Origin of the sequence: Herpetosiphon gulosus (genome assembly GCF_039545135.1) — a bacterium.
GTDB classification, from domain to species: Bacteria; Chloroflexota; Chloroflexia; order Chloroflexales; family Herpetosiphonaceae; genus Herpetosiphon; species Herpetosiphon gulosus.
Genome location: NZ_BAABRU010000026.1, coordinates 1 through 17060, shown reverse-complemented (window position 1 = coordinate 17060; position 17060 = coordinate 1). Strand labels below are relative to the sequence as shown.

13 protein-coding genes are annotated in these 17060 nt (G+C 48.7%); 5 read left to right on the top strand and 8 right to left on the bottom strand.

The window, feature by feature from the left end; translation table 11 throughout:
• Positions 1 to 37 precede the first annotated feature (37 nt).
• The 3 genes from sixA (at position 38) to ABEB26_RS23230 (ending at position 4685) form a co-directional block, all read left to right on the top strand.
• Positions 38 to 538 carry a phosphohistidine phosphatase SixA gene (gene sixA, locus ABEB26_RS23240; protein WP_345724482.1) on the top strand — a complete coding sequence of 167 codons (501 nt, stop codon included), beginning with the start codon at positions 38 to 40 and terminating at the stop codon, positions 536 to 538.
• Between the two features lie 130 nt (positions 539 to 668).
• Positions 669 to 2576, top strand: coding sequence for an ELWxxDGT repeat protein (locus tag ABEB26_RS23235; RefSeq protein WP_345724481.1), 1908 nt, complete (start codon positions 669 to 671; stop codon positions 2574 to 2576).
• A 180-nt stretch (positions 2577 to 2756) separates the two neighbouring features.
• Positions 2757 to 4685, top strand: coding sequence for an ELWxxDGT repeat protein (locus ABEB26_RS23230; RefSeq protein WP_345724480.1), 1929 nt, complete (start codon positions 2757 to 2759; stop codon positions 4683 to 4685).
• A gap of 40 nt (positions 4686 to 4725) precedes the next feature.
• Here ABEB26_RS23230 and ABEB26_RS23225 read toward each other — a convergent pair whose 3' ends face one another.
• Entirely contained in the window at positions 4726 to 5133 is a 408-nt protein-coding gene (locus tag ABEB26_RS23225; protein WP_345724479.1) for a GNAT family N-acetyltransferase, read from the bottom strand.
• 221 nt (positions 5134 to 5354) lie between these two features.
• Positions 5355 to 7343, bottom strand: coding sequence for a cellulase family glycosylhydrolase (locus ABEB26_RS23220; RefSeq protein ID WP_345724478.1), 1989 nt, complete (start codon positions 7341 to 7343; stop codon positions 5355 to 5357).
• 164 nt (positions 7344 to 7507) lie between these two features.
• Here ABEB26_RS23220 and ABEB26_RS23215 point away from each other — a divergent pair, with 164 nt between their 5' ends.
• The gene (locus ABEB26_RS23215; RefSeq protein WP_345724477.1) at positions 7508 to 8269 is read left to right on the top strand and encodes a hypothetical protein; all 762 of its coding nucleotides are present in this window, start codon (positions 7508 to 7510) and stop codon (positions 8267 to 8269) included.
• Here ABEB26_RS23215 and ABEB26_RS23210 read toward each other — a convergent pair whose 3' ends face one another.
• The 6 genes from ABEB26_RS23210 to rlmN form a co-directional block, all read right to left on the bottom strand.
• The gene (locus ABEB26_RS23210) at positions 8270 to 8632 is read right to left on the bottom strand and encodes a hypothetical protein (RefSeq protein WP_345724476.1); all 363 of its coding nucleotides are present in this window, start codon (positions 8630 to 8632) and stop codon (positions 8270 to 8272) included.
• Positions 8629 to 9456 carry a TIGR02587 family membrane protein gene (locus ABEB26_RS23205; protein ID WP_345724475.1) on the bottom strand — a complete coding sequence of 276 codons (828 nt, stop codon included), beginning with the start codon at positions 9454 to 9456 and terminating at the stop codon, positions 8629 to 8631. The genes ABEB26_RS23210 and ABEB26_RS23205 overlap by 4 nt, the downstream gene beginning before the upstream one ends.
• A gap of 9 nt (positions 9457 to 9465) precedes the next feature.
• Entirely contained in the window at positions 9466 to 11082 is a 1617-nt protein-coding gene (locus ABEB26_RS23200) for an FAD-dependent thymidylate synthase (protein WP_345724474.1), read from the bottom strand.
• Positions 11083 to 11413: 331 nt separating this feature from the next.
• Positions 11414 to 12418, bottom strand: coding sequence for a hypothetical protein (locus ABEB26_RS23195; protein ID WP_345724473.1), 1005 nt, complete (start codon positions 12416 to 12418; stop codon positions 11414 to 11416).
• Between the two features lie 344 nt (positions 12419 to 12762).
• A complete protein-coding gene (locus ABEB26_RS23190) occupies positions 12763 to 13827 on the bottom strand; it encodes an SAM-dependent methyltransferase (protein WP_345724472.1) in 1065 nt (354 codons plus the stop codon).
• 174 nt (positions 13828 to 14001) lie between these two features.
• Complete coding sequence (gene rlmN, locus ABEB26_RS23185) at positions 14002 to 15093, bottom strand: dual-specificity RNA methyltransferase RlmN (protein ID WP_345724471.1); 1092 nt, start codon at positions 15091 to 15093, stop codon at positions 14002 to 14004.
• A gap of 532 nt (positions 15094 to 15625) precedes the next feature.
• Here rlmN and ABEB26_RS23180 point away from each other — a divergent pair.
• The coding region (locus tag ABEB26_RS23180; protein WP_345724470.1) for an NCS2 family permease at positions 15626 to 17060 on the top strand (1435 nt) is incomplete at its 3' end.

Here is a 17060-nt window from a genome sequence, read left to right as displayed (position 1 = left end):
AACAATATGCTTAATTGGTTGTTTGCGGGAGTGTGCCATGATTCTCTATTTTGTGCGCCATGGAATCGCCGAAGATTGGGCCGAAACTGGGCTTGATCAGGATCGGCGCTTGACTGAGCGTGGGCGTAAGCGGATTCGCCAATGTGCTCAGGCGCTACGCTTATTGGAAATTAAGCCCGAGATTATTTTGAGTAGCCCGTACCCACGCGCTGCCGAAACTGCCTTGATTATTGCCGAAACGCTTGGCGCTGCCCCACCAGTGCTCAAAGAACAATTACAACCTGACGGAGCCAACAGCCATTTGCTGACCGAATGCCTCAACCCTGAGTGGCAGGAGGTGATGATCGTCGGCCACCAGCCAAATCTCAGCGAGTATGTGGCGCATCTGGCAGGCTATGGCACAAATCTGATTTTCAAAAAAGGCACAGTTTGTCGGGTTGAAGTGCAAGGCGAGCATGGTCAAGTGAGCTGGATATTACCGCCAAAAGTGCTGATTGCTCTCGCCGAGGCGCGTCAAGCCAAACCTGCTAAGCATTAACAGCCGATTTTCAGCTTGATTTCAGTTTTTAAGCTAATTACAAGATTTATGCTAGTGGCGTTTCATCGTGCTTCCTCAGAGCGATCGCTATACTCCCCTCTGTAGTCGAATCTATCTAGGAGATCTGGCAATGAAACGTTGGATGCTATTATTTCTGATCGTTGTAAGTTTGGTGCTCCCTCAGGCAAGCAGCGCTGCCGAACAACAGTGTTTTGAGCAAACAGGCTTTTGTACTGACGGGCGTTTTTTAGAGTATTGGCGGCAAAATGGTGGCTTGGAAGTCTTCGGTTATCCGTTGAGCACAATTGAAATTGTCTACAATCAGGATAGCCAGATGCATTTCCTGACTCAACAATTTGAGCGTGCTCGCTTTGAGTTGCACCCTGAATTTGCCGCGCCCTACGACATGTTGCTTGGGCGTTTGGGTGATGATCTGCTGCGCTACCGTAATATTGATAGTGCCATGCTGCCACGTGAGGCAGGTGCAAAAGCAGGCTGTTTGTGGTTTGAAACGACTGGACACAATGTCTGTAATCAAGCTAATGGCCTTGGTTTTATGAGCTATTGGCAAAATCATGGCTTGAACGACCCCAAACTTGATGCTTTTGGCCGTTCATTACAATTATTTGGGTACCCGCTGACTGAGCCAGCCATAGAAACCAATGCCAATGGCGATAGCGTGCTTACCCAACATTTTGAGCGTGCTCGTTTCGAATGGCATCCTAATCAGTCCGATCAGTTCAAAGTGCTGCTTGGCTTAGTCGGCAAAGAATCGCAACAATTAGTCTATGGCGAAAGCTCAAGCCTATCTGAACTAACCCTCGTCAATAACACGCTCTTTTTTACTGCCGATGATGGCGTTCATGGCCGCGAATTATGGAAAAGCGATGGCACTGAAGCTGGCACTAGCTTGGTCAAAGATCTGAAAGTTGGCGCTGAATGGAGTGGAATTTATGAATTAGCCGCTGTCAATCAGGGCGTTATTTTTGCCGTCAACAAGCAAGATAAGGATTATCAATTATGGTTCAGTGATGGCACTGAGGCTGGTACGCGCTTAATCAAAAGCTTTGGCCCAAACGCTAAGATCAACAATCTCAAAACATTGGGCAATGGGAGTATCTTTTGGGTGAATGATGCAGTTCATGGCATAGAACCATGGTATAGCAACGGTACTGAAACTGGTACATATTTGCTGAGTGACATCAACCCAGGCCTTGCAGATTCAGCAGTTTACAACAATTATGGATCTTATTGGGTTGACTATGCCCCCATCGCGGGAGGTATGGCCTTTTTTGCCCAAAACATCCAAATTGGCAACCAAATCTGGTGGACAGATGGCAGCATTGCCAATACTCGCCAAGTCAGTCGTTTGGATAAATCGGGGGGCATGCTTGAGTTAGAAGCATTAGATGAGCAACATCTGATTGCTACATCCTATCAAAATACAACGATGGGCGTTTGGAATATTACGCTGGCTACAGGCGAACAACAATTATTAGCCAGCTATCTGATAATTGCCACAACCCGCAACCCAGCGCCAGTCGTACAACTAACCCAAGCCGGTGGCATGGTTTATTACCTTAGCAAAACCCAAAATGGCACAATCACCTTATGGCAAACGAATGGTCAAGCAAGCCAAACAATTCAACCCAATTTACAAGGCTACAAAGCCGAAAACCTCTTAGCTGCAAACGATCAATTGTATGTGAAGCTGATAAGTTCGCACGGAATTCAGGCTGGCTGGTGGTATTTCGATTCAAGTAAAGGGTTGACTCAACTAACGCCATTGCCGCTGCGTATTCAGGCCTCGAACAATGGCTTACTGGGCTGGGAATCGATCGCTGGAGGATTACGGTTCTATAGCAGTAATGGGCCAAATCAAGCACTACGCTATCGTAGCTCAGTGATGGGCAAGCAGACATCCTTCCCTGATACGGCCAATGATCGATTTTTCGCCATCCCTAGTTTTCAGTATGGCACGGAGCTATGGTATAACGATGGCAGCACCCTGCGGATGGTCAAAGATATTCACCCATAAATGCTTCGCCCAATAAACTTCAACACTCCACTTGTACCAACAGGTGGAGTTGTTTTATACTCAGCAACTTTTCAGTTTGAGTTCAGCTTATAAGTAGATTCAAAGTCGTTTACCAGCCAGGTTTCATCGTGATTCGCCAGCTGGCTCACTATACTCAAGCTATCAGAATGTGGAGGAATAATGATGAAACGCTGGATTTTATTCGTGCTGATGGTTGCAAGTTTGGGCTTACCTCAAGCCAGCAGTGCCGCTGAACAACAATGTTTCGAGCAAACGGGCTTTTGTATCGAAGGCCGCTTCGCCGAATATTGGCAGCAAAATGGCGGCTTGCAAGTGTTTGGCTATCCGCTGAGCAGCGCCCAAGATGTCTATAATCAGGATAGCCAAAAAGCCTTTTTAACCCAGCAATTTGAGCGTGCTCGCTTTGAGTTGCACCCAGAGTTTGCCGCTCCTTACGATGTGCTGCTAGGACGGTTGGGCGATGATCTATTGCGCTATCGCAATATCGATAGTCCAATGTTGCCACGTGAGGCAGGCGCAAAATCAGGCTGCTTATGGTTCGAAACGACTGGGCACAACGTCTGCAATCAAGCCAATGGCCTTGGTTTTATGAGCTATTGGCAAAATCATGGCCTCAACGACCCCAAACTTGATAGCTTTGGCCGTTCGTTGCAACTTTTTGGCTACCCGCTGACCGAGCCAGCCATGGAAACCAATGCCAATGGCGATAGCGTGCTCACCCAACATTTTGAGCGTGCCCGTTTCGAGTGGCATCCCAACCAGCCCGATCAATTTAAAGTGTTATTAGGCTTAGTCGGCAAAGAATTACACCAATTGCCCTATAGCGCAAGTGGCGAGCCATTCGAATTAACCTTGGTTGGCGATCAGCTCTTTTTCACCGCCGACGATGGCGTGCATGGTCGTGAGTTGTGGACAAGCGACGGCACCGAGGCTGGCACGCGCTTAGTCAAAGATCTGGAAGTTGGCGCTGAATCAAATTGGCCACATCAACTAGCAGCAGCAAAGCATGGTGTTTTTTTCGTGCAATTCAACACGACAGCCTATGAATTATGGTTTAGCGATGGCAGCGCAAACAATACCCGAATCGTTAAGTCAATTCAAGCTGATTACAATCCATATATGACCAACTTGGTTGCTTTAGGTGATGGCGTGCTCTTTTTCGCCAACGATGGGCTGAGCGGCATGGAGCCATGGTATAGCGATGGCACCGAAGCTGGGACTCGTTTGCTCCGCGACATTAATCCAGGTGCAGGCCACTCGAATGTTGAAACTGGCTATAGCTATTTTTGGGCAGAATATACACCTATGGCAGGTGGAATGGCCTTCTTAGCGAGAAACGCTCAGGCCGGAGCACAAGTTTGGTGGACTGATGGAACTGCGGCGGGCACACGCCAAATCAGCAATTTTGCTGGTGAAATCCATAGTGTCTTTGAGTTAGAGCCGCTAGATGCCCAACATTTGATCGTGGCGGCCAGCAACGAAGGCACATTTGGCATCTGGAAATTGAATATTCACACTGGCGAGCAACAAAATCTGGCTAATTACCCTTGGATTACTGGCAGCATTCGTAATCCAATCCCAGCCTCGCAACTCACTCAGGTTAATGGCGAGGTATTTTATACGGTGATGAGCCAAGGTGTTGGTACAAGTCTCTGGCGCACCAATGGTCAAAAAGCCCAAGCAATTGATTTAGCTGGCAAGAGTCCCTATCGCCTGCTAAGCGCCAATAATACATTCTATCTCCAACTCTACCAAGGCACTGAACAGGCTGGTTGGTGGATACTAAATGCAGATGCCAGCTTGAGCCAATTCAGCCCGCTCGACCTAATAATTGCCGATACTGGTCAAGGCTTGATTGGCTGGGAATTGCTCAGCAATCGGGTGCGGGTGTACCGCAGCACCAGCGATTATCAAGCGATGCACTATCAAGGCTCGGTCTTGAGTCAATCTAGTTTTACCTTCTATCCATCAGATACGGCTAGTAATTCTCAACGCAGCTTTTTTAGCTTGCCTGATCAGCAACATGGCATGGAGCTTTGGGTCAGCGATGCCCAAGGCCTACGTTTACTCAAGGATATTCGGCCATAACTCAAAGGCGTGGCGCAGTCTTTCCGATTGCGCCACAGCTTTATGCGTTCTGAAGCCATTGGCCGATCACTTGCGACATACCTGTGGTTTCTTCGGCAAAGCCAAGTTGCAGATAGAACGTTTGCATATCGTCGGTAAATAAACAGACGTGTTGGCCTTGCAAATCAGCTAGAATTTGCTTAACCAAATGGCTAGCAATACCTTGGCGACGATAATCGCTATGCGTCCAAACATCGACAATATAGCCATTGCACACGCCATCGGATAAAGCACGGGCTTTGCCGATAATCCGCTGGCCGTCAAGTGCAAAGCAAACACTATAACTTGCAGCAAATGAACGTTGATATTGCTCAGGCGTGCGGCCATTATCAAAATCATCGCCAGCCAGCTCAGCTTTTAATTGCGCCCAATCAATACCATCCAAATCGCGCTTGTAGTGAATTGTCATAGTATTCCTTCAACTAAAAATATAGCGCATTGAACATAGAGCATAATCGAGGTTCGGAGATCGGTCTACGGATGGGGTTAGGAATTTAACGGAGCGAGCACAAAGGCCATAGGCTATGGAAATTCTTGAGAAAGAAATCAAAAGCCCATAGCCACATGCCTCATATCCTTCGTGATTCTGGTATCCTCGTATTCAGCTTCTATGCTCTATGCTCTATGTTCTTAGGGATACTGCGCCCAACTTTGGTACAGTTGGCGGCCAAGCAGGCCAAGCTGAATTTCGTAGTCAGTTCCAGCTAATTCAGGATGGTGCTCGAAGCGATTGCGCTCGAAATATTGCACCAAAAAGCCTTTGTTCTGCACTGGGTCATATTCCCAAAAGGCCTCGCTCAACGGAAATCCATAGATCGCAATCCCGCCGTTTTGTTCCCAATATTGCTTGAAGGGATAGCACAAACTATGGCCAGTTTCGACGAAATAGCTACATTCGGCAGGCGGATTTTGGGCTGGTGGCAGGCCGCGCCAATCTACGCCATTGCGTTCGAGCGAACGTACACCGAGCAGGCTAAGTTGGACCCGAAATTCAGGTCGATTATTAGGAAATAACTCGAAGCGGTTGCGCTCAAAATATTGCACAATCGTTGGAATTCGGCCAGCGCCTGGTTCGGTCAATTCATCGGTCAAGGGCAAACCAAAGCGAGCCAAGCCGCCATTTTGCTCCCAGTAAGTACGAAAACCGCCAATAATCGAGTGTGGAGTTTCATCAAAGGTGCGGCCAGTGCGGCTATAACCACCATACTCAACCCAAATTGGCATACCCCGCTGATCAGGCTGGATTTTGACATTGCCAGTTTCGGTGTTGATCACGCGCAACAAGCTTCCATCGTAAGCCCGAACTTGCACATGGCTACAATCGCAGTGAATTTCAAGGTAGGGCGGCGATTGAGCTTCGTGTATCCACCACAAAATATCCACCGAGCGATCGCCGTTGGTCCAATGTTGCCAGCCAAGCCCACCATCATAAGGCAAAGCATAATTAGCTTGCCAACTCAGCCCACCCAAATTGTGGGTCAGGTGGTAGTAGGCACTATAACTCGGCTTACGAATCCGCTGATCATCAAAATTTAACGGATAGGTACGCCGCAACAAGCCAAAATGAAATTGATTTTCAGATGGATCGTTGATTGGACGCGTGTAGTTACTGTTGTCGCCAGTATCGTTGCGAAAATCATACCAGAAGATTTTTTCAACCCCAGGATGGGTCATGGCCAGCAGATAGAAGCGTTGGAGCCAAGCCGCCTGCTCGTCTTCGCTCACAATCCCATCGCTTTCGGTAGACCAACCAACTTCGGTATACCAAATCGGCTTGTTGCCAAATTGGGCGAGCAGCGCATCGATTTCGGCAGCCTGTTCGCGGTAGGTTTGGCTGCGATCACGGCGCAGCACAGGCACTTCGGGCGCATCAGGACGATAAGGGTGCAAGCCCAAAATATCAAACATCGGCCAAGCATCGAGTGCATACAAACGCTGGAGATAATCGGGAGTATCATAGGCAAATTCGGGAATTTCGCTCCAAATATCGGCCACACCACCTAGCACAATTTTGGCCTCAGGATCAGCCGCCCGAATTGCGGCACTAGCAGTTTGCAGTACCCGCACAAAATCGTCAACGTTGTAGAGGCCGCTCTCATAGCCCGATGGCACTAAATTTGGCTCGTTCCAAACTTCCCAATATTTGATCTGCCCACGATCGCGGCCATAGCGAGCAACGGTGGCATACACATAATCGCCCCAATCGCTGAGCCATTCTTCGGGGTGCGGGTTACGGCCTTTGAACCAAGCAGGATTATAATCGAGCAAGCCTAAAATGTTGATGCCAGCCTCAGCTTGCAACTGAATTGCCCGATCATAATTATAGAAACGCGAACTATCGCCATCCCAACGAAAGGGACCATTAGGCTCAAACTGAACCTGATCCCACCAGATTTCTTCGCGGTTCCACTGAACACCAGCTTCACGCATCAAGCGAATCATCGTCGGCATTTCATCGGAGCGCACGCGATTGCCCAGCGACACGACCATGCCAAATGGCGTTGTTTTATCACCCCATGGAATCTCGGCAGCAGCGGCGGGAGTAGCGGGGTTGGCTAGCAAAAACGGTGTGACGACGAGCACCAGCGCCAGCACCAGAGGGAGCAAGCGTTTGTGCATTGCAGTTTATCCCTTGTACAATCCATTGTTCATCTCAACGTTGCGTAGTGTACCATGGTTGCCTCGCTTTGCTGCTGATAAAAAGCTGAAACAACCGCAGAAGTTCAATACCCACTATGTACTAAATTTGCTATTATGAATACTACTACTTATGAGGAGAAGCTATGAGGTATCGAAACTTAGCAATAGTCTGGTTGTTGATAATTTTATTAGCTGCTTGTAGCAGTAATGAAACCTCAAACCCAATAATATTGCCTGAGCAATGGACTCCAACAAATTCAATTTTGGGTCAGAACACTTGTGAATTGCCTTGTTGGCAGGGTATTACGCCAGGCAGAACCAATGCAAATGAATTGGAAATAATTACCAAAGATTGGTCATTTGCACAGAAGATTGTCCAAGCAACCAATGAACAAGGCTTAGGAGCATTATCTTGGAATTGGAAGGATTGGCCTGAAATAGTTAATGCAGGAGTCTATTATACCAAACCGCAAAAATTTATTGATATTAAAGTCAATCTTATTAATCGGATTATTATTAATTTTGAAAAAGAAATAGCTTTGGAGAAAATTATAGCACGCTATGGACAACCTAGTCATATCCTGCTCAATCATGCTTACGATGAAACTACAAAATTGAGCTATTATCCATGGTATATCGTCTATTTAGAACAAGGATTTGCTGTCAGTTTTGTACCATCAAATCAGCAACGCCCACAACTTCCGCAAATGTCACCTGCATTAGCCATTAACTACCTTGAAATATTTGCCCCAAGTGCTCAAGGTTTTGATATTGCATTAACCGACCCGAATTTACAGATTGACAATTCTAGCCAATTTTTAGTTCCATGGGCAGGGTTTGAGGTAGGCGAAATGTATTATTGTCGCGAATTAAGGCCAGATTCTATCATTAAGGGATGTAAATAATTACGGCTCGCTATAGCCCACAACGGCAATTTTTGCTAGCTGGGGATCACGGTTGAAAATCAAGGTAACGGTTTGCTCAGCATGGCCTGGTAGCAAATCCAGCGTGACATTGCTTGTTTGCTCATCGACTGCGCCAATTATTTCGACCGCCGCCGCCGCCCGATCACCATCGTTGTGCACGGTTACATCGAGATAAAATTGTTGCTCGATTTGGCGCACTTCGCCCATTTCAAGCCTAAATTGAGCAGGCTGATCACCTTCGGTCGCCCAAAGCCAGCCAATCAAGCCAACCAAACAACTTAATAGCCCAATCGAGATAACCAGCGAAATCCATTCGGCAGTGCTGTGGGTTGCACGACTCATATGGCTAATCTCCCTGCTGCCCCGCCAACCGTAGCAGGTAAGCCTAAAACAATTGTGTAATCGATAACTTGATGCAGCGATGTACCAGCCCCAAGCTGATTAAAAACCCGCAGCGTCACTAAGGCAAACAACAGCGAGATAATGTATGAGGCAATCGTTTCACTGAGCGGCGATTGAAATAAGCCGCGTTCACGCCTGCGCTGCTGATGATCACCAAACTCGGCCTGAAACACAATCACATACGAGATCAGCAATGAGGCTGCGATAATCAGCCATAACCACCATGGCGGCAACGATGCGGCAATCACGCCAACCTCATCGGTTGGAGCAATCGAAAGCCCAACCACGGTTGCCCCAAGCATCGTACCACCTGCATCAACCAAGGTCGCATGCCAAAAGCTACGCTGCTCAGATTCCTGCTCATCGTTATCCTCACGGCGCAACAAACCATTGGCCATCCCAACGCCAATCGCACAGGGCATAGTTTCCAAAACAATTTTGCCCAGAATCACATCATAGGCCAAATCAAAGGTAACCCGCCGCAAAATGATTAAACTGAAGCAAGCGACCACCGCACCCAGTGCTAAGGCTTCGATGCTATCTGCCAACGAACGACTCCACGTTTCGTCGGAATTGCGCCGAAAACCGGTAGCGCGATTCAGCGCCACCAAGGCAATATAGGTTAAGCCAAGGTACAACAGCATATGCAGCGGCGTGAGATCGCTGCCAATATCCCACACTTCCATGGTGTAGAGCAACGGAATGCCAAACAAAAACGCACCAGCTATTCCATTAAGCAAATCATCAAATTCACGCCGCCACATAGTTCGTTCCTATTGTTGACGCTCGGCCAATTTTTGGTCAAAGCGTTGTTCAGCAGCCAAACGTTCTAAGGCATGCTCACCCAAATCGACAAATTGCATGCCTTCAATCAAACTTGGATGGATTTTTCGCAAGGCCAAATACATTTGTTGAGCGATTGCCCGATAACTCGGATGGCCCTGTGGCGCAGCGCGTAGCTCGATCAAATGGTAGGCTTCGCGCAAATTCAAGCGAAAGCGCCAACGAATGCGGTAGGCAAACGGCACCAAATATTGAGCGGCTGCCGGAAAATCAGCTTCGATCGTTTGAACTGCTGCTGCCGCTTGATCAAGGGCCGCGCAATAAGCAGCGGCAACTCCGGCGGCCTCAAGTTCAGGCGCAAGCGTGTAACCATGCACCACGCTATAACGCTGGCGTTCTTGGGTCAAAATCCGATGGCGTTGCAAATCACGATAAGCGCCGATATCGGCCAAGAAATCAAAGGTATAGTAGGTTTCCTCGAAGGCGCGACCTGGACGATGGAAACGCGAGCCACGTTCGCCCACATAGGCCCGAATAATTGCGCTGCGCTGCTCAGTTGGCAAATTTCGTGCCCAGCCTTGCAGAGTTTCCAACGGTTGGTCGCTGTGCGGATAAAGAATCGCCGCCACCACTTTGGCCTCAGCATCAGGATCATATTCAACCAAGGTTACCGCTTGTAGATCGTTGCTAGCAGCAATTTCGGGCTGGAAGGCAGCTCCTGCTTGGCGCATTGTCGCGAGATACTGGCTATAGGCTGCGCCGCGTTCGGTTTTAGCCCGTTTCACAAACGAAGGAATCAGCTGATCAAGCTCATGTTGCAAATTAACGCCAACGTTGCGTACTTCACTATGCTCGGAACTGGCTAATTTAGTTAGCAAATATTCAAAAGCGCGACCATTGCCAAATAAACCAACATTGGTCAAGGTTGCCATTGGCAGCAAACCACGCAGCAAATCAAGGGCTTTAGCACGAGTGGCACTGGCATAGGCACGTTCGCTGGTTTTGGCATCGCGCGGTGTGGCGCTTTGCACCCAACGTTGTACAGGCTCGATCAAATTTCGATAGGTATCGAACAACTGATCAAGTGTTTGTTCATAATGGGCTGCATGGGGCGATTGCATAATTTCGGCCACCCGATGATAGCGATATTTGCCCGCCACTTGGCGATCGAATGGCACATAGCGGGTCGATTTTTCGAGTGGATCGAGGCCCAAGCGGCTATCTTCAATCGCTTTGGCGACGATGTTGCTCACGCCTTCGCAGGCAACGTGAGCCCCACCCAACTCGGCCACCGAGTCATCGCCATAACCCAACAATACCCGTTCGTAAAAAGCCTCGGCCTGTTTGGTTGCTACCAGTTGCTCGTTGCCGTTAGCAGCGGCATGACCAACAATCGCCTGAAAACCAGCCTCTGGCGCTTGAATAAATTCATCGAGCAACATGCGGCGCAAGCTTTTGTCGCTGCGGCTATAACGTGAAAACAGCGCACCTTTGACCACCTCAGGTAAGTTGCGCAAGCCAAAAATGGGCTGATCGAGGTTGGTGACAAACGGCGCAAGAATCGCCTGTTCTTCAGCGGTAAATGTATCACCCCAAGGGTCGTGCATTGAATTTCTCCAGTAATCGATTATTTGTTTCAAACTTGGGTATTTTATCCTGAGATGGAACAGTTGATTCCGAGGATGGCTACTAGGGTGCATAGATTCAGATGGTTTTTATGTGGTTTAGGTAACCATTAGAAGATTTTAAGTGTTTCAAGCATTGATTCACCACCCTTCCGTCCCGCCTCAAGGCGGGAGACGCAGGGGTTTTCATCCCCTGCACCCCTAATAATTGTTTGGTGGATTATTAGGGTGAACTATGCACCCTATTGTCCTAATAAAACAAGCATTCGTGGAATTCGTGCAATTCGTGGCTAAAAATCTTCGTGACTCAGCATTAGGCCAACCACATAACCAATGCATGAATTTCAGCATCGGATAATGTTGCAAGTTTTTCAGGCAGTTGTTGTTGAATAGTATGTTGAATCGTTGTTTCAATTGATGAATGATCACTGGGCCTGCCGCCTGCATCTTGAAGCGTTTTTGGCAGCCGATCCAAAACGAGTAAGCAACCAAAATCGCGAATGTGCTGTGGATCGATTATTTGGCTGGCAGTAATTTGGCCACGGGCTTGGGCATAGGTTGTTAATCCTGCGGCCAAACCCTTGATCACCCCACGTCGATAGCTCGGCTCAAACGGCACATGCCTGTAGCGAAGCAAACATTGCTCGATCCGACTGAAATAGCTAAATCGTAGACCAAGCTTGATTTGAACATGCTCATTAGCGCCTTCAAACTCTAAATATGGCTGTGGGCTCAGATCCTGATAAATTAACTCATCGAGATAATCACGTAAGCCATTGGGGTAAAAAAGCTGATTAGTTGTCGATTGTATAGTGTCAACAACGTCGATACGACAACCTCGAAACAGCGTTGCCAAGCCGCGCAACGAACCTAGTAGTTGATGGATTGAGCTAGTCCGATTTATGAACATAGCGCGGTGGGGAACAAAAGAGATGCTTCGGTAGTTGGTTTGACTCGAACCAAGTTGCTGAACTGGTGGCACTACGAGTTCAGCGTTATACGATAGCTGGTAATGCTGACCAGCCCTGTACAAATCGATCGTGCAATGTTGGGCAGCGCCAAACAGGTGGAATACCTGATCTTCAGTTAAACCACAACAATCGCTGGATTCAATTGTCGCCTCAAAATCTTGCACAATAAAGCCAGCTTCTGGCAAAATAGTTAATTGAATGTGTTGGGCATGCTGATGGTTTAAGAGAAAATCGATATATTCAACCAATAAGCGCTGAATTGCCTTGCCATCATTGCCACCATAATACATTCCCACATGTTCGCGGCGAAACTGAATTGAGTTAAGATTCGATGGTATTTGAATCATGCTAGCATCATAAAGAGAATTATCAGGCATTCGTAAACCTCTTCTCGGCGTTTATGGGCTTAAATCAAGATGCTTTTCTCCACCCTTCCGTCCCGCCTCAAGGCGGGAGACCGCAGGGGTTTTCATCCCCTACACCCCTAATAATTGTTTGGTGGATTATTATGGTGAACTATGCACCCTATTGTCCTAATAAAACAAGCATTCGTGGAATTCGTGCAATTCGTGGCTCAGTATCTTAACGCAGAGGCGCAGAGGGATGTGAGGGGTCAGGATTCAGGGGCTAGGTAATTCAACTCTGCCCCCTAGCCCCTGAATCCTGACCCCTCGCCCTTCGTGGATCGTAATTAATCTCTTGGTAATTGCTCAGGTTTGGGGCGTTTTTCGTGCTTTTTGCGCAGCACAGCGGTAACCTCGGAGCGATTGTGAAACAGTTGACGTGCGCCAATCACCCAATAGGCCGTGCGCAAAATACTCAGCGAGTGATAGGCAATTTGGGCACTATGTTCATGCGGCAATTTGAGCGTCACCACTGCTAAACCATCATTGGTCAAGGCATTGGCTGAATCAACCATCAGCCATGCCGAATCACGGGCATCGATCCGCATATCATTAACAATCACAGTAAAACGCTCTTGGGTAGGCAAAAAGCGCTGAGCCAAGATTTGTAAGTGGCGCACGCCTTGATCGTAGCGCAAGCTGGGGTGTAAGTCGGCTGGGTCGATCGCAACTACTGGTAAGCCTGCTCGCCGCAAAATACGCGTCCAACCACCAGGCGCTGCCCCTAAATCCAAGGCTTGGCCATGGTCGGGCCACTCGATATTGAACAACGCTTGGGCTTCGAGCAATTTAAATTCAGCGCGGCTTAATTGGCCTTGTTCGCGGGCAAAGCGATGTGCTCCCCCCGCCCAGGCCGAGCGATTAAATTCTACCGTCGAAACGCCCAAATAAGCCCGATCCATACTTAAGGCCACCGAGAGCACGCCCTGCGGATTGCGCACATCCAACGGTAGCCCGCTGACTTGCGACACTGCTTCGGCCAAAGCTTGGTTAATTTCAAAGCGCGTCAATTTGACATGTTCATCGAGCAAGCGAGTTTGCACCGCAAACGGTTTACGGGCGGGCAAATGTGGCGCAAGATTCAAGGCCACTTGGGTGAGGCGTTCAAGATCATCCGGTGTACCATCGAGCATCAATTCGCGGTGAACTGGCGCGATATGGCGCACAAAGATCGCTGGGCGTTTGTTCAGGGCTGCTTGCCATTCAGCCAATGGCTGTTCAAGCTCAACCATGGCTACTTCTGGCGAAAGCCGCTGCGCAGCCACCCCATACTCGCCAAAACGAATTTCATCTATCGCTGCCTCAAGCATTTCGGGCGCAGCACTAATCAAAACACGGTAAGTCTCAAGCACAAAAAAGTCCCCTAGAAAGGCAAAAGGCAAAAGGCAAAGGGCAAAAGTTCCTTGATCCAGCCCGTTCCAGTTCACCTACATACCTTGATACAGTTAATTCCAATTGTTCTGAAATACAGAAATACAGCGGCTTATCGATTAACTATTTTGATTTTTGCCTTCTGAATTCTGATTTTAATACAGGTTTATCGGGCTGGTTGGCGATGGAATCGCGGCAAGTTGGCCACAGGCGGCAGCGATTTCAACCCCGCGCTCCACTCGCACGGTGCACGAAATGCCTGCTGCTTGCACAACTCGTTGAAAAGCCGTGACCCGCTCACGATGCGAACGCGTCAAAGGCGTTCCAGGCACAGGATTCCACGGGATCAAATTGACATGGCAGAGCATGCCATTAACCAAACTGGCAAGTTGGGCCGCTAGTTCAGGTGTATCATTTTTATCATCAAGCAGCACATATTCAAATGAAACTCGCCGATGGGTTTTATCGGTGTAATAACGCACTGCCTCCATCAAATCGCTAATATCAAAGCGATCATTGACCGGCATAAGTTCGCTACGCAATTGATCGTTGGGGGCGTGCAACGAAACCGCCAAATTGACCTGCAAGGCTTCATCGGCCAATTGGCGAATGCCTTTGACCAAGCCCACCGTCGAAACGGTCATGTTGCGAGCGCCAAGATTAAAGCCCTGCTTATCGTTGAGCCGTTCAACCGCCGCCCACCAACGCTCGTAATTGGCAAATGGTTCGCCCATGCCCATAAACACCAAGTTAGTGATATGGTCGGGCACTGGTCCGCCATGGCGTTTGGCAATCGCAGAGCCTTCATTGCGCAGATAGCGCTCGAAATAGAGCACCTGCTCCATAATCTCGCCACTGGAGATATTGCGCAACAAGCCTAATTTGCCAGTTGCACAAAAGACGCAGCCCATGGCACAACCAGCTTGGGTCGAAACACAAATCGTCGCCCGATCCGGCGGGTAGATCATCAGCACGGTTTCAATCACTGCATTGCCTGGGCAGCGCCAAAGCACCTTGCGGGTTAAGCCATCGTCAGTAGTTTGTTCGCGCACCAACTCAAGGCTACCAAGTTGTAAATTTGCTGCCAATTGCTCCCGCAACGCGGCGGGCAAATCGGTCATGGCGGCAAAATCGTTGGCTAATTTTTTATATAAATGGGCATAAATTTGCCGCGCCCGAAAGGCTGGCTGGCCTAATTCGGTCAATTGCGCGGTCAAGCCCTTCAAATCAAGATCGTAAATATTCATGGGTTCCTCGTTTGTTACGCCCCATGATACCATCTTTCTTTATTGTGGGGATCGGTTGTTGATCCACGAAGGACACGAAGGAACGAGGGTTCAGGGATCAGTTGTCAGGGATCGGGTTTTGATCCACAAAGGTTAAAGTTTTTAGCCACAGATTCCACAGATTTGTTTGATTATTGCTCTATGCCACACACTTCACATGCTCATCCTGTTGGAATTTAATCCCTCATAATTCATCCTTCATCCTTTGGTTCTCTGCGCCTCTGCGTTAAACTCTATAAGCCAATAGCCATCACATCCTAATTTTCTTTGTTCTAATCCCCATTTTGATTTTTGCCTTTTGACTTCTGATTTTATTACCGACCCCCGACAACCGATCCCCGATCCCCACTCCATATCGTATAATAGCGCCACGCCTAATTTAACAATATTTCCCCATCTTGAAGCCTACGGCAGCCTGCTGGATGGAGCTTTCTTGGGCATGGCCAGCATTTGCCGGGCGTGCATTGTTGGCTTGATTCAAAGGAGTTGACCTGTGGCACGCAGCAATTCGCGGCTTGACGCTGGTTTGGCAGGCTATTTTCGCTTTGCCGAACGTGGAACCAACCTTCGGACTGAAATTCTGGCGGGTGTAACCACCTTTTTCGTGATGGCCTACATCATTTTTGTGAATCCCTCGATTTTATCGAGCGGCCCATTGGCAGAAGCTGGGCCGCCATTCAACGCAACCCTCACCGCCACATGTTTGGTTTCGGCCTTGATGTGTATCGCGATGGGCTTATTTACCAATTATCCTTTTGCCTTGGCTCCAGGCTTAGGCTTAAACGCGGTCGTGGCCTTTCAATTAATTCTGACCATGGGCCTACCATGGCAAACAGCCATGGGCGTGATCGTACTCGAAGGCGTTTTGATCACGCTATTGGTGCTAACCGGATTTCGCCAAGCGGTGATGCATGCGATTCCGCTTTCGCAAAAACGGGCGATCAGTGTCGGGATTGGCTTGTTCATTCTGTTCATTGGGTTAAATAATGCTGGGATTGTACAACGCGGCGCGGGAACGCCCATGGCTTTGGGCAATTTCACCACCTTCTCAATCTTGCTGACTGTGGTTGGTTTATTTTTGACTTTGATTTTGATGGCGGGTAAAGTCAAGGCAGCTTTGTTAATTGGCATTCTGGCCACGACCGTAATTGGGGTGGTGAGCCATTATGCCTTTGGCGCAGATACCAGTGCGCAGGCAGGCGTGCAAGGTGCATTCCCAACCGAACTAGCCAGCCCAAGCTTTGAAACCATTGGCCAAGGTCTTAATTTCGATGTGTTTAAATTAGCTGGGGTACTTTCGGCGGTTTTGGTGATTTTCTCGCTGATGCTCTCAGATTTCTTCGACACAATGGGCACGATTATCGGTGTGGGAGAACAAGCAGGCTTTGTCAAAGCCGATGGCGATTTGCCCAACTCCAACCGAGTGTTGATGGTCGATTCAGTTGCGGCGATTGCTGGCGGCGTTTTCGGCACTTCATCGGTCACAACCTACATCGAAAGCGCGGCGGGCGTTGGCGAAGGCGGGCGCACTGGCCTAACCGCCGTGGTTACTGGGATTTTGTTCCTGCTGAGCATTTTGATCGCGCCATTTGCTGGGGTTGTGCCGAGCGAAGCGACCGCCCCAGCCTTGATTATCGTGGGCTTTTTGATGTGCGGCGGCATTCGCGAAATTGATTTTGGTGAGCTTGAAGAGGGCTTTCCTGCCTTGCTGACCATGACGATTATGCCATTCAGCTATAGCATTACCAATGGGATTGGTGCGGGATTTATCAGTTATGTGGTGTTGAAATTGGCCTTGGGCAGAGACTGTACAATAGCGTGTGTATTTGGTTCCCAACCCAAAGACGAGCATTTCCAGAATAGGCTTGTAAGGGGATACCATGCCACGAGCAAAACACAAACCCGCACCAACGACCGCCGACCAACCC